13 protein-coding genes are annotated in these 13,884 nt (G+C 59.0%); 8 read left to right on the top strand and 5 right to left on the bottom strand.

Features of this window, described 5'->3' with window-relative positions:
- The first annotated feature begins 8 nt into the window (after nucleotides 1-8).
- The 3 genes from HMPREF9163_RS07005 to HMPREF9163_RS06995 are packed head-to-tail and all read left to right on the top strand — an operon-like array spanning nucleotide 9 to nucleotide 3,446.
- Entirely contained in the window at nucleotides 9-1,253 is a 1,245-nt protein-coding gene (locus HMPREF9163_RS07005; RefSeq protein ID WP_009441041.1) for a GspE/PulE family protein, read from the top strand.
- Nucleotides 1,246-2,241 (top strand): type IV pilus twitching motility protein PilT, encoded by a 996-nt coding sequence (locus tag HMPREF9163_RS07000; RefSeq protein ID WP_009441040.1) that lies wholly within the window; start codon nucleotides 1,246-1,248, stop codon nucleotides 2,239-2,241. The genes HMPREF9163_RS07005 and HMPREF9163_RS07000 overlap by 8 nt, the downstream gene beginning before the upstream one ends.
- The gene (locus HMPREF9163_RS06995; protein ID WP_009441039.1) at nucleotides 2,238-3,446 is read left to right on the top strand and encodes a type II secretion system F family protein; all 1,209 of its coding nucleotides are present in this window, start codon (nucleotides 2,238-2,240) and stop codon (nucleotides 3,444-3,446) included. The genes HMPREF9163_RS07000 and HMPREF9163_RS06995 overlap by 4 nt, the downstream gene beginning before the upstream one ends.
- A gap of 38 nt (nucleotides 3,447-3,484) precedes the next feature.
- Here the strand turns inward: HMPREF9163_RS06995 and HMPREF9163_RS06990 are convergent, their stop codons facing one another.
- From HMPREF9163_RS06990 to HMPREF9163_RS06980, 3 genes are all read right to left on the bottom strand, one after another.
- A complete protein-coding gene (locus HMPREF9163_RS06990; protein ID WP_009441038.1) occupies nucleotides 3,485-4,099 on the bottom strand; it encodes a DUF4405 domain-containing protein in 615 nt (204 codons plus the stop codon).
- Complete coding sequence (locus HMPREF9163_RS06985) at nucleotides 4,099-4,779, bottom strand: flavodoxin (protein ID WP_009441037.1); 681 nt, start codon at nucleotides 4,777-4,779, stop codon at nucleotides 4,099-4,101. The genes HMPREF9163_RS06990 and HMPREF9163_RS06985 overlap by 1 nt, the downstream gene beginning before the upstream one ends.
- A gap of 126 nt (nucleotides 4,780-4,905) precedes the next feature.
- Nucleotides 4,906-5,268, bottom strand: coding sequence for a PTS glucitol/sorbitol transporter subunit IIA (locus tag HMPREF9163_RS06980; RefSeq protein ID WP_037346574.1), 363 nt, complete (start codon nucleotides 5,266-5,268; stop codon nucleotides 4,906-4,908).
- Nucleotides 5,269-5,468: 200 nt separating this feature from the next.
- Here HMPREF9163_RS06980 and HMPREF9163_RS06975 point away from each other — a divergent pair, with 200 nt between their 5' ends.
- Together HMPREF9163_RS06975 and HMPREF9163_RS06970 are read left to right on the top strand one after the other, a co-directional pair.
- On the top strand, nucleotides 5,469-7,325 hold the full coding sequence (locus tag HMPREF9163_RS06975) for a glucose PTS transporter subunit IIA (protein WP_009441035.1): 1,857 nt from the start codon (nucleotides 5,469-5,471) through the stop codon (nucleotides 7,323-7,325).
- A 5-nt stretch (nucleotides 7,326-7,330) separates the two neighbouring features.
- Nucleotides 7,331-8,785 carry a sucrose-6-phosphate hydrolase gene (locus tag HMPREF9163_RS06970; RefSeq protein ID WP_037346572.1) on the top strand — a complete coding sequence of 485 codons (1,455 nt, stop codon included), beginning with the start codon at nucleotides 7,331-7,333 and terminating at the stop codon, nucleotides 8,783-8,785.
- A 56-nt stretch (nucleotides 8,786-8,841) separates the two neighbouring features.
- Here the strand turns inward: HMPREF9163_RS06970 and HMPREF9163_RS06965 are convergent, their stop codons facing one another.
- Both HMPREF9163_RS06965 and HMPREF9163_RS06960 read right to left on the bottom strand, forming a co-directional pair.
- Nucleotides 8,842-9,042: a hypothetical protein gene (locus HMPREF9163_RS06965; protein ID WP_009441033.1), complete on the bottom strand. Its 201-nt coding sequence runs from the start codon at nucleotides 9,040-9,042 to the stop codon at nucleotides 8,842-8,844.
- 105 nt (nucleotides 9,043-9,147) lie between these two features.
- Nucleotides 9,148-9,993, bottom strand: coding sequence for a polysaccharide deacetylase family protein (locus tag HMPREF9163_RS06960; RefSeq protein ID WP_009441032.1), 846 nt, complete (start codon nucleotides 9,991-9,993; stop codon nucleotides 9,148-9,150).
- Nucleotides 9,994-10,161: 168 nt separating this feature from the next.
- Between HMPREF9163_RS06960 and map the strand changes: the two genes are divergently transcribed.
- The 3 genes from map to pfp all read left to right on the top strand — a co-directional run bounded on the left by map (nucleotide 10,162) and on the right by pfp (nucleotide 13,731).
- Nucleotides 10,162-11,034 carry a type I methionyl aminopeptidase gene (gene map / locus HMPREF9163_RS06955; protein ID WP_009441031.1) on the top strand — a complete coding sequence of 291 codons (873 nt, stop codon included), beginning with the start codon at nucleotides 10,162-10,164 and terminating at the stop codon, nucleotides 11,032-11,034.
- Nucleotides 11,031-12,296, top strand: a complete 1,266-nt coding sequence (locus HMPREF9163_RS06950; protein WP_009441030.1) for a DEAD/DEAH box helicase — start codon at nucleotides 11,031-11,033, stop codon at nucleotides 12,294-12,296. The genes map and HMPREF9163_RS06950 overlap by 4 nt, the downstream gene beginning before the upstream one ends.
- A gap of 172 nt (nucleotides 12,297-12,468) precedes the next feature.
- Entirely contained in the window at nucleotides 12,469-13,731 is a 1,263-nt protein-coding gene (pfp, locus tag HMPREF9163_RS06945; RefSeq protein ID WP_009441029.1) for a diphosphate--fructose-6-phosphate 1-phosphotransferase, read from the top strand.
- Nucleotides 13,732-13,884 lie beyond the last annotated feature (153 nt).

Raw genomic sequence — 13,884 nt, 5'->3', positions numbered from 1 at the left:
TGCTATACATGGAGCGGGAGGCCGTACAGCGGCTCATCGCAGAGGCTGCGCGTGAACTGCGGCGCAGCTCGTCCGAGGACGGCACACGCGGCAGCGCTGTGCTAACGCTTGTCAATGCGATCCTAGAGACGGCGCTCGCAGAGGAGGCGACGGATATTCACCTCGAGCCGATGGGTGGCAGCCTGCGCATCCGCATGCGCGTGGATGGACTTCTGAGAGAGCGTCCCGTTCAGTTCCCGCCGGAGCTCGCACCCGTCATCATTGCGCGGCTGAAGGTGATGGCGGGCATCGACACGGCAAAGCGCAACCGCCCGCAGGATGGTCAGATCCGCTACCGCTATGGCGAGAGATTGATCGATATGCGCGTGGCGGTGCTCCCCGTACTTGGCGGAGAGCGTATGGTTGTGCGCATCATGGATGCCTCGGAACGGTTCCTGAGTTGTGCGGAGCTGGACTTCACGCCACGTAATCAGGAGACCTTCGAGCGTTTGATTCGCCGCCCGACGGGGCTGCTTCTCCTCTGCGGGCCGATGAACTCGGGCAAGACGACGACGCTCTATGCCGCTCTATCGGCGCTGAATGAGCCGAACTGCCACATCATGACGCTGGAGGATCCCGTAGAGCGCCGCATCGATGGGATCAGCCAGTTTCAAGTAAATGCGGAGGCGGGGTTGACATTTGTCGCGGGACTGCGCGCGGCTCTCCGGCAGGATGCGCAGAAGATTCTGCTCGGTGAGATTCGCGATCGTGAAACGGCGGAGATGGCGGTACGGATTGCACTCACGGGACACGCACTCTTTTCGACACTGCATACGGAGGATACAGTGTCGGCAATCTTCCGCATGATCGAGATGGGCGTTCCGCCCTATCTGCTCGCGGCAACTCTCTCGGGTGTGATTGCACAGCGTCTCGTGCGGCGCGTCTGTCCGCACTGCTGTGAGGAGTATGAGGTTGCGCGCGATGCACACGAGGCAATTCAGCTTGGCGATCTCTATCATGAAGAGGTACGGCTCACACGCGGGCGGGGCTGTGCGCACTGTCACGGCAGCGGCTATCGCGGCCGCATGGCGATTCATGAGGTTCTGCCCATCACGGAACGGATGCGTGCGGCGATTCTCGGCGCGAGCGATCAGGCATCGCTCCGCGCGGCGGCAGCAGCGGATCATGTGGAGACGCTGTGGCAGGACGGTGTGGCAAAGGCTCTTGCGGGAGATACGACACTTGCGGAGGGGGGGAGGGCACTCTATGGATGAGAGAGCAGTGTGGGCGGACATTCTTCATTGCATGATTGCGTCGGAGGCCTCCGATCTGCACATGGCACCGCAGCAGCGCGTGCAGATGCGGCACGATGGCGCGCTTGCATCAGAGTCGTTTATCCCAACTGCAGCGTACATGGAGATGCTGCTGGAGAATATGCTCACAGAGGAGCAGCGCGCAGATCTTCGTGCGCATGATGTCGATTTTGCATGGGTGTACGAGGGGCGGCGCTTTCGCGGAAATGCCTACCGTATGCAGGCGGGGCTTGGGCTTGCGCTGCGGCTCCTCCCCGAGCATATCATGACGCCCGAGGAGATCCATATGCCGCGTGCACTGCGGGCGCTGACCGAGGCGCGGGACGGCCTTGCACTCATCTGCGGCGCAACAGGTGCGGGGAAGACGACGACGCTTGCCGCTCTGATCGAGGGGATCAATCAGACGCGGAGTGCACATATCATTACGCTCGAGGATCCCGTTGAATATATTTTTTCGCCTGTGCGTGCCTTTCTCAGTCAACGTGAGTTGGGGCGCGACTTTGCTTCATTTCCCGATGCCGTGCGGAGTGCGCTGCGCGAGGATCCGGATATCCTCCTCGTTGGGGAGATCCGAGACCGTGAGACGATGGAGGCGGCATTGATGGCGGCAGCGACAGGTGTCTTTGTCCTCGGGACGCTACACACGCGCAGTGCTGCGCAGGCGGTTCTGCGCGTGGAGGGGATGTTTCCACCCGATGTGCGGGATATGGTGCGCTCACAGTTTGCTGATGTCCTGACGGGCATCTTTGCGCAGCGTCTTCTGCCGAGGAAGGGCGGCGGACGCGTTGCTGAATTTGAGGTGCTCTGCGCGACACCTGCCGTGCGGAATATCTTGCGGCAGGGCAGCTGCGGCCAACTTACCTCCGTTATGATGAGCGGCGCAGCACAGGGCATGCAGACAGCGGAGATGGCCGAGACGGCTCTACGGGCGCAGGGGATCATCGCATGAAGATGTTCTCGTATCACGCCCGTGCAGCAGATGGTACCCGCGTGCGGGGGAAGCTCGCCGCAGAGTCTGCGCCGGCTGCGGCGCGTATGCTTGCGGCAGAGGGGAAGATCGCTCTGCGCATTTACGAGCAGCACGATTTTTGCCTGCCGTCTCCACTGCATATGAGCAGCGGAATTACGGCAGAGGAGCGGATTGCGTTCCTGCATGAACTGGCAGCGCTCCTCGGGGCGGGACTCCCTGTGCATGAAGCATTGGAACACCTTGCCGAGGACGTGAGAAATTCTGCCTACGGGCGGACTGTTGCGGCACTGCATGCGGAGGTTTTGCGCGGGCTGCCGCTGTCGCAGGCGATGGAGATGCAGGCGAAGACATTCCCTCTGAGTCTGGTCGGCATGGTGCGCGCAGGTGAGGAGAGCGGAACGCTCGAGGGGATTCTGCGGGAGGCCGCCGCGGTTCTCACCGAGGAGCATGCTCTGCGTGAAGCACTGCGCAGCGCACTCCTCTATCCGATCTTCCTCCTTGCGGCAACCGTCTTTTCGGTGCTGATTATGACAGTATTCGTCCTGCCGATCTTTGCGGCGCTCCTGCGCGATCTCGGGGCGGCGCTGCCGCTGCCGACGCGGATGCTGTTGGGGGTGTCGGATGCTGTCTCGGCGCAGCCATATTTCGCTTTTGGACTCGTTGTCGGCATCTGTGTTGCAGTACCTTTGTTGCTCTCTCTGCCGTCTCTGCGCCTGTATGCCGATGCGCTTCTCCTGCGCGTGCCTGTGCTTGGGACGTTCGTGCAGCTCGCCGCGTGGCAGATGATCCTGCGCACACTTGCGATACTTCTGCGCAGTGGGATTCGTCTGGATCATGCCGTCAGACTTGCGCGCTCTGTGACGGGGAATCGTGCGATTGCGCGTCATCTTGCTCGCATGGAGCAAAGCCTTGTCGAGGGGCGCACATTCGGGCAGGTGATTGTGCACGAGTCCTATCTGCCAGCGCTTCTGTGCCCTATGCTCGCAGCAGGTGAGGCGGCGGGCGACTTGGAACGGCTCCTGCAGCATGCGGCGGATTACTGCCGTCGCAGGGCAGGGACGTACGCCGTGCGGATCGAGGCACTTGCCGAGCCTACGATGATTGTCTTTGTCGGGGGTGTCATTTTCTTTGTCGTTCTCTCGGTTCTCCTGCCGATCTTAGATGCGATGGATGCAATGATGTAGAGACAAAAAAGTCCCCCTGCACGGGGGGCTTTTTATCGTCATTTTCTCATGCGCAGCCGCTCGAAGAAGAGCGGCGCGCTCATGCAGGCGGCAAAGATCAGCGCGAGGTCGAGCTGATACTGCCACGTGCCGACAATGCCGCCGAATGACAGGTGCTCGTATAGGATTTTCTCGTAGATATGCGTCGTCACAAAGGCGTGCAGCCCTGCGATGATGAGGAGGATGCCGAGCGCGTCGAAGACGCGTGAGAGACCTTCGGGAATGCGCAGGGAGAGGCGGCGCAGGATGCCGTTCCAGATTACGCGCCAGTGGAAGCCTGCGTGGATGCCGACGATGAGATAGAAGAGGACGGCAGCCGCGAGATGTGTCCCGTGAACGTAGATGGACGTGAGTCCGCGCAGACGTACGATGGGAACCGCGTAGAGCGAGATCATGATGCCCGTTGCAATGACAACGAGGAGCAGAATGAGCATGACGGAATTGACGGTGTTGAGCGGTGTCACCCTGAGACGCAGGGTCACGAGCACAAGATGGATGCCGCCGAGCAGGAGGAAGATGAGTCCGAGATACTCGTGGATGGGTTCCGTTGTCAGCAGGCGATTTGGCAGAAAGAGGATCGCTGCCCAGATGAGAATATAGAGGAGGATGCGCATCAGTTCGTGTATCCCAACGAGGCGAGCCAGTTTGCGACCTCGAGCTTTGCCTGATCGGGGCTGTTATGCACGAATTTTCCTTGAATGCCGAAGCCCTGTCGCAGCTGCGCGCCCTTGGCAAAGAGCGGGATGTCCGCCTCCATGCCGCTCATTGCATTCCCCATGCCCGTACAGAAGGGAATGATCGTCTTGCCCGTGAAATCATAGCTTTCGAGAAAGGTGTAGACGGGCATCGGCAGATTCTGATACCAGATCGGGTAGCCGAGGTAGATCACATCATAGAGCTCCATATCCTCCACGCGTGTGGCGAGGGTGGGCCGCGCCTCCGTCGCCTGTTCCTCTTTTGCGACCTTTGTCATCTCCTGATAGTCGGCAGGGTAGGGATTTACGGTCTGAATCTCAAAAATTCGATCAGCGTGTGCGATTTCCGCAATCTGTTCTGCAATGATGTGCGTATTTCCCTTTTCGATGTAGCCGACCTCGAAGTTCTCGCCTGTGCGCGAGAAGAAGGCGACGAGCACGCGCTTGTCTGCAAAATCGTCCGGTGGCTGGACGGGGCGTGAGAGATCGAGCACGGCAGCATCCGCATGGTCGTCTTCGCTGTTATTTGAGCTTGTGTTCCCGCATCCGACGGCGAGAAGTACAATCATGGCAAAGAGCATTGCAAAGAGTTTTTTCATGACGGGACTCCTTTCGTGTTTTTGCTATTATATAGGAAAAAAGCCCTAATTACAATACGTTTATATATAGAAAAGAGTCAGCCTCTATGCATTGCATGCGGCTGACTCAAATAATGATAAGGTGATTTATTTGCCTGAAAAGCTGAATTTCAATGCCTGCGAGAGCGAGGGAACGCTCGTGCCCTCAAGCTCGATCTGTCCGGGCATGGATCCCTTCGCATTGAAGAGCAGGGTACAGTGTCCGCTCTCTCGGATCGTGTCGTTTGCGTTTTCACCGACGCGCACGACCTTATATTTCTGCTTGCCGATCGAGAGGGTGTCACCGGCGACAATGTCCGCCGTCAGCTCACCCGGCGTATGCTCAATGACCATCTCCGCAAGGTTCGGGTGCGCACCCTCATCCAGCAGGATGACGCTGTTGTTCGTCTCGAGAAATTTGCGCGCCAGCTTGCCGATGGCCGTGACACTGACCTCATACTTTACACTCATTGTAATGCCTCCCCGGATGGTAATCCGAATTTCCCAACGATTCCTTAAAATCATTCTACCACAAGCATTTCTCATTGTAAAATCTTTTCGCATGCGTCTGCATTGACAAGTGAAAAGGAAATCGGTACACTTTTACTGAAAGGAATCTGAAAGTATAGGTGGGGAGATTCCAATGCGACAATTTTATAGGGGGGACTTTTATGCAGGACATTCGTATTGACAGCCCGCTGAGGGGGCGGCTCATCCCGCTCTCGGAGGTGACAGATCCGGCATTTGCCAGCGGCGCGATGGGCCGCGGTGCCGCGATTGCCGACCCCGAGGGGCGTGTCGTGTCGCCTGTAGATGGCGAGATCACGGTGCTCTTTGGCTCAAAGCACGCGATTGGCATTCACTCGGCAGACGGGGTCGATCTCCTCATCCACGTCGGAGTGGACACGGTGAAGCTCGAGGGCAAGCATTTCACGGCGCACGTCGCTCAGGGCGATACGGTCAAGCGCGGGCAGCTGCTGCTCGAGTTCGATCCCGATGCGATTCGCGCGGAGGGCTATGAGACAACGACGCCCGTGCTCGTGACGAATGCGGCGGACTACGGAAAGATCACGCTCACGCTGGACGATGCGGAGATCTCCTCGGGCGGGGATGCGGCTGAGGAGGTAAAGGCAGAGACTACGGTGGTTGAGGACGACGTCGATCCGAATCTGCCGAAGGAGGAGCGCGTCGCAAAGCTCATCTGGAAGTACGTCGGCGGCGCGGGCAATGTGCGCAGCGCCGAGCACTGTGCGACGCGTTTGCGCCTCATCGTCAACGACAAGGAACTCATCGATGAGAAGGCAATCGAAAACATCGACGGCGTAAAGGGACAGTTCTTCGCCGCCGCGCAGTATCAAATCATCCTCGGCACGGGCTTCGTGGACAAGGTCTTCGACGCCTTTGTTGCGGGAACGAATCTCGTGGGCGCGGTGAACAGCAAGCAGGAGGCGTACGATCAGATGACGCCGCTGCAGAAGGTCTCGCGCACGCTCGGCGACGTGTTCGTTCCGATTATCCCTGTGCTTGTTGCCACGGGTCTCTTCATGGGACTGCGCGGTGCGGCGCAGAGTCTCGGTGTCGAGATGAGCGACAATCTGCTCCGCATCAGCCAGATTCTCACCGATACGGCGTTTGCGTTCCTGCCCGCGCTTGTCTGCTGGTCGACGATGAACCGATTCGGCGGTACGCCCGTCATCGGCATCGTGCTCGGTCTCATGCTCGTTGCACCCCAGCTGCCGAATGCGTATGCGATTGCGGCGGGCGCTGCCGTACCGCTCTCGATGGAGATCTTTGGCATTCCGATTCCCGTCGTCGGGTATCAGGGATCGGTACTGCCCGCGCTCGTACTCGGCATCTTCGCCGCGCGCCTGCAAAAGTGGTTCAAGACCTTTGTGCCCGACATCATCGATCTCATCGTGACGCCGTTCCTCACGCTGTTCGTCTCGATGCTGCTCGGTCTGCTCATCATCGGACCCATCATGCACACGCTCGAGATCGGTATCTTCGGTGCAGTGCGTGCCTTCCTTGAACTCCCGTACGGCGTTGGTGGCTTCATCGTCGGCGGCCTGCAGCAGGTCATTGTCGTGTTCGGCGTACACCATGTCTTCAATGCCCTTGAAGTGCAGCTACTCGCGTCGACGGGTCTCGATCCGTTCAACGCGATCATCACGGGTGCGATCGTCGCACAGGGCGGTGCAGCGATTGCCGTTGCGGCGCGTACGCATGACGCGAAGAAGCGTGCGCTCTACATCTCCTCGGCAGTTCCTGCCTTCCTCGGCATCACGGAGCCGGCGATCTTCGGTATCAACCTGCGCTTTATGAAGCCATTCATCTACGGACTCGTCGGCGGCGCGTGCGCGGGCGGGATTGCGGGCTTCCTGCATCTCGCGGGCACGGGCATGGGCATCACGGTGCTGCCCGGCACGCTGCTCTACCTCGACCGCCTTGCTGAGTACTTCCTCGTGAACGCCGTCGGCTTCGGCGTGGCATTCGGTCTGACCTTCACCTTCTTCCGCCCCGAGGAGTGAGAGCCGTGGAGAATTTTGACAAGCGGGCGATTGATGCAAAACTCGCGGAGGGCTTTCCCTTCACGCATCGTTGGCACAATCGCTTTCATCTCGAGATGCCGTTCGGACTCATCAACGACCCGAACGGCATGACCTACCACAACGGTGCGTATCATATTTTCTACCAGTGGAATCCCTACGGCTGCGCGCACAAAAATAAGTCGTGGGCGCATACGAAGACGCGCGATTTCTGTACCTATCAGATTCCGCAGCTCGCGCTCTGGCCGACGGACGAGCACGACAAGGATGGCTGCTACTCGGGCTGCGGCACGGAGGAGGACGGGCATCTGCGCGTCCTCTACACCTGCAATGCGAAGGACGAGGCGGGGAACCGCAGCTCTGTGCAGCGCTTCGGCACCTATACGAAGGCGGCGGGTGCGGTCAAGAAGGAAGAGATCATTATCGACGGTCCGCCCGCAGGCTTTACGGCACATTTCCGCGACCCGTATCTCTTCGACTGGCGCGGCGTGCGTCATCTCGTCATCGGTGCACAGACGGAGGACGAGCGCGGCTGCGTGCTCGTCTACCGTGAGGCGCCGATGCGTTGGGAATGCCTCGGCGAACTGCGCACGCAGCTGAAGGATTTCGGTTATATGTGGGAGTGCCCGAACCTTCTCTCCTTCGGTGACTATGACGTGCTCGTCTTCTGCCCGCAGGGCGTTGCGGCGCGTGCCTACGACCGCCAGAATGTCTATCAGGCGGGCTACATCGCGGGGCATGCCTCGATGGACGCGATGGAGATGCTCATGCACGGGCGGTTCAAGGAGCTCGATCACGGATTTGACTTCTATGCGCCGCAGATCCTGACGCACGAGGGGCGGCACATCCTCATCGGATGGATGGGGATGCCTGACCGCGAGGAGGACTATCCGACGCGGGAGAAGGGCTGGATGCACAGCCTGACGTTGCCGCGCGTGCTGACACTGCGTCAGGGACATATCTTCTCCGAGCCTGTGCGCGAGCTGAAGGCGCTGCGCCATCGAGATACGGAGCGCGCCCTCGAAGCGGAGGGAGAGAGCGAGTTCTCCACGACACTCTACGACCTCACAGAGCTGATCCTCGACCTCACAATGGGGGATGCCTACAGCGTCTCTGTCGAGCTCGTCTTCGGTCTCGAAAAACTCGTTTTCCGCTACAACCGCCTCGAGCAGGTCATGACCATCGACCGCACGGGGATGAAGCTCGGTGGGCGTGGTACGCGCGTCTTCAAGCTCTATGCCGAGGAGACGCTCTCGATGCGGATGTACGTCGATCACGGCGCGGTGGAGGTATTCTTCCAGCACGGCGAGGAGGCGGCGACCATTGCCCTCTTCCCCGAGAAGAACATCCGCCCCGCGCTGCGTGTCTTCTCCGATGTTGATCTGAAACAGCTCTCGGGCGTGCTCTGGGAGCTTGAACCGTTTCACTACGAAACCATATAGAAATAAAAGAGAACCGACGGGCATTTGCTGCCGCATCGGTTCTCTTTTTTCTGCTGTTAATGTGTATGATGGCTGTCCTTCAGAATGCCAACCATTGCCTTCTGCACAACGTCGAGTACATCGTGGAGCAGGGCGTTATACATCTCGCCGCCGTCGACGACACCGCGCCCGTTCTCCGTGAGGAAGAATTTCTTCGGATGCTCCGATGCCGCATATGCCTCATCAAATTTTGCCTTGACCAGTGCCTCAAAATCCATGAAAAGCCCTCCTTAAACACAATAACCGATGAGAACATTATAGCATATTTTTTTTATTCTGTCCCGCTTCTTTTACAGATTTTTGCGAAAAATATCGGTCATTCTTTAAGGAATGAGCATGCAGTTGGATAGCCCTGTGAGCCCCAGGGATCGCAGCTTGAGACGCAGATCCTCGAGCGGTGCAATGAGCGGGGCAAAGGCGAGGCGCATCTTGAAGCGCGTAAGCGTGTGCATATTCGCGCCGAAGATGGGGATACGATCCATCTGGTAACGTCCCTCCTCGGGCGTTGACAGCCCGTAGTGCACGGTGAACCCGCCGCGATAGCCCGCCGCACGCGTGATCTCCTCGATCTCCTCGTTGACACGCCCACCGGGGTAGGCGATGTAGTGCATATCGTAGCCAAGCTTTTCCGAGAGGAGGTCATGCGAGTCCGCGATCTCGTGGTGCAGATCGTCGTACGAAGTCAGCTCCGCAAGATTTGCGTGTGTCATCGTGTGGCTCTCAAAGTGGATGAGCCCGGACTCTTTCATCTCGTTGATTTGTTCCCATGTCAGATAGTTCGGATAGGTGTTTGTAAAATCATAGATGAGGAAGATGGTCGCCTTGAATCCGTATTTTTTCAAAATGGGATAGGCGTACTCGTAGTTGTCCGCATAGCCGTCGTCGAATGTGATGATAACGGGCTTTTCGGGCAGGGGCGTTCCGTTTTCGAGGGCATCCATCATCTCGTCGATCGTCATCGTCGTATAGCCCTCGTCAGCGAGATACGCCATCTGCGCCTCGAACTGATCGGGCCAGAGGGTGAGCGGGTTGCCGTTCTTCTCCTCGACCTGATGATAGTTGAGGACGGGGATTCCGGGCGCAGAGTGCATGAGCACGCATGATGTGATGAGAAGCAGTCCGAGGACGGTGAGCAGGGCGAACAGGAGTCGCCTTTGCGAAAATTTCACGTGAATTACCTTCTTGTTATTGCATTAGAATCAATACTGCGACAAGTGTAGCTTATAGCTTGCTTCATGTCAAGCACTCTGTTTCCGTCGTGCTCGATGAAAAGTCTTTGATAAAAATGGAGTTTCGGTCTATAATGCAACAGTAGACTATAGATAAGGGGCGAAGCAATGAATCGAAACGATATGTGCTGGTGTGGCAGCGGTAGGAAATACAAGAAATGTCATGCGGATTTTGATGAGCGGATTGCATCTATCCGCTACGATGTGATCAAGGGGCAGGTGCGTCCGCCGCGCAAGATCATCAATAACGCAGCAGATATTGAGGGGATTCGCCGTGCTGCCGTCATTAACGACGGCGTGCTCGACCTCATGGAGACGCTCGTGCGCCCAGGCGTGGATACGGAGTCGCTGGATCGCGCGGCGCATGACTACATTGTCGAGCGCGGCGGCATTCCTGCCTGCCTTGGATTCGAGGGATTCCCGAAGAGCATCTGCACCTCGATCAACAACGTGGTCTGCCACGGTATCCCGTCGAAGAAGGATGTGCTCAAGGAGGGCGATATTGTCAACGTGGACTCGACGGTTATCTACGGCGGCTACTATGCGGATGCCTCGCGCATGTACCTCGTGGGCAAGGTGCCGGCGGCGGCGGAGCGGCTTGTGCAGGTGACGAAGGAGTGCATGGAGCGCGGCATTGCGGCAGCGCGCCCGTGGCATTTCCTCGGGGATGTGAGCGCGGCGTGCGGCGATTGGGCGCATGCAAACGGATACTCTGTCGTCACGGCACTCGGCGGACACGGCGTTGGCAAGGACTTCCACATGGAACCGTTCGTTCCGCACGAGGGCGAGGCGGGCACGGGCATGCTCATGGTGCCCGGTATGGTGTTTACGGTCGAACCGATGATCAACGCAGGTGATTACGATGTAACGGTGGACAAAGAGGACGGATGGACGGTGCGGACGAAGGATCATACGCTTTCGGCACAGTGGGAAAAGACCATCCTCATTACGGAGACAGGCGCAGAGGTGCTTTCATCATGACGCATTTCGATCAGCTCGGCGTGTCGGAGACGTTGTGTGCACTGCTCAAAAAGCAGGGCATTACGGAGCCGACACCAGTGCAGGAACAGGCAATTCCGCCCATGCGCGCGGGACGCGATGTCATCGCGCAGGCGCAGACGGGCACGGGAAAGACCCTCGCCTTTCTCCTGCCGCTGCTTGCAAAGATCAAGCCGCAGGGAGCGGCAGCACAAGCACTTGTCATCGCGCCCACGCGCGAGCTTGCCATCCAGATCGCACGCGTTGCGGAGCCGCTCGGCGCAGAGCTTGGCATTGGAACGATCGTCATCTATGGCGGCGCGGATATCGAGCGGCAGAAGGAGAAGCTGCGCCGTCATCCGCAGCTCGTCATCGGCACGCCCGGCCGCCTGCTCGACCATGTGCGGCGTGGGACACTCGCGCTCGGCAGCGTGAACAAGATCGTGCTCGATGAGGCGGATGAGATGCTCAAGATGGGCTTCATCGAGGATGTTGAGACGCTGCTTGATACGGTGGCGCAGGACTACCAGCTCGCGCTCTTCTCCGCGACCCTGCCCGAGCGGATCGTGCGCCTTACGAAGCGGTTCATGACGAACCCCGCGCATATCCGCATTGAGGGAGAGCGGACGACGCTCTCGAATGTCGAGCAGGTCGTGCTCTCCGTCAGCGAGGGGACGAAGCTCGATCGTCTCTGTGCCTCCATCAACGAGGAGGCACCCTATCTCGCGATGGTCTTCTGCGCGACGAAGGAGCGTACGCGTGCCCTCATGATGGAACTCGCACGCCGCGGCTATCTCGTCGATGCGCTCAGCGGCGACCTCACGCAGACGCAGCGCGGGTTTGTCCTGCGGCAGTTCCGCGAGGCAAAGCTGCAGATCCTCTGTGCGACGGACATCGCCGCGCGCGGGCTCGACATCGAGGGCGTGACGCATGTCTACAACTACGATCTGCCGCCGACCGTCACGGACTACATCCACCGCATCGGGCGCACGGGACGTGCAGGCGCGGCGGGGAAGGCGATCACACTCGTTGCGGCGCATCAGCACGAGAAGCTGCGCAAGATGGAGGCCGCACTCAAGGAGCGTCTGCGGCGCACGGCTGTCAAGAAGAAGCCGCGTCCACGTCCCAACGAGGCGGGCGGACAGGCAGCCGTGCAAAAAGGGAGGCAGAAACGGTCTGCGCCGAAAAGCGCAAAGCCAAAGCCACGTAGCAGAAAGTCTGGCAAGACCGTAACAAATATTGGGCGGCGCAGTCGGAAACGATGAACCTCACCGTGTATGCTCCACGCGAACATAGAGTTTCGCTTAGCAGCATTATACGGTTGCCGCTCATCCTCCTTTCGAGCTGCGACATCAAAAGTTTTCCCGTGGCAGGAAAACAACGTATTTCGTCGAATCCCTTATAGTGTACAGACAATTCCAAAGAGGAGGCATATTCATGATTGGGATCAAGAATGTCATTGCGATCATCTGCGGGGGTGGCCCTGCGCCCGGCATTAACAGCGTTATCTCGGCGGTGGTCAGCGAGGCAACGCGCCACGGCTGGGATGTGCTCGGCATCTATGACGGTTTCTCGCGCCTCGCACGCGGCGAGAAGAACTACGTCCGCCTCGAGCCCGCCAGCATCAGCCGCATCCACCTCACGGGCGGCTGTATCCTCAAGATGTCGCGCTTCAACCCGACGAAGAAGGAATCCGACCTGCGCACCGTCGTCGAGACCCTGACCGAGCTCGGCGTGACCCACGTCGTCACCATCGGCGGCGACGACACGGCGTTCAGCTCGATGGCGGTCTCCGAGTATGCCCGCAAGATGGGGCGCACGATCAACGTCGTGCACGTCCCGAAGACCATCGACAACGATCTGCCGCTGCCCGAGGGCGTCCCGACGTTCGGCTTCGAGACGGCGCGCGCATTCGGCACGATGGAGATCGAGAACCTCATGGAGGACGCGAGCACGACGAACAACCGCTGGTACTTCACCATCGCCATGGGCCGCACGGCGGGACACCTCGCCCTCGGTATGGGACGCAGCGCGGGTGCGGCGATCACGATCATCCCCGAGGAGTTCGCGCAGGATAAGATTCCTCTGCAGCAGGTCGTCGACGTCATCGTCGGCTCAATCGTAAAGCGCTACCTCACGGGACGCAACTACGGCGTCGCCGTCATTGCAGAGGGCGTCATTGAGAAGATTGCAGAGGAGGACTTTGCAAAGCTCGGCAACGTCGTCACGGACGAGCACGGCCACATCCGCTACAGCGAGCTCGACTTTGGCGAAATCCTGAAGCAGGCGGTGCTCGCCGAGACGAAGAAGCTCGGCATCACGATCTCCATCATCGACAAGGAGATCGGCTACGAGCTGCGCTGCACGGCGCCGATTGCGTACGACATCGACTATTGCCGCTCCCTCGGTTACTCGGCGGTCAAGTTCCTCATGAGCGGCGACTCGGGCGCGATCATCACGATTCAGGACAATCAGGCGGTGCCCATGCGCTTCGATGAGATCCGCGACCCCGAGACGGGCAAGACGAAGGTGCGCAAGGTCAACATCAACTCCGTGCACTACCGCATTGCGCGCGGCTTCATGATGCGCCTCGAGAAGGGCGACCTCGACGATCCGGGACTGGCAAACGCCTACCGCATGACGCACGAGGCGTTCAAGGAGCGCTATGCCTACCTCTTCGACGGCGATGCCGCTGAATAACATACAACGGGAAAACAGTGGAGCAGAAAAATTCTGCTCCATTTTCTATTTTAGCTATTGACGAGAAGCCGCCTTTGCCGTATAATATCGTCTTGTTAGCGCAATGCGCAAGCAAATTTATCGCGGGGTGGAGCAGTCGGTAGCTCGTCGGGC

The organism is Selenomonas sp. oral taxon 138 str. F0429, from assembly GCF_000318175.2.
GTDB classification, from domain to species: domain Bacteria; phylum Bacillota; class Negativicutes; order Selenomonadales; family Selenomonadaceae; genus Centipeda; species Centipeda timonae.
Note: the sequence above shows the minus strand (reverse complement) of the source record. Positions and strands in the feature narration are given on the sequence as shown.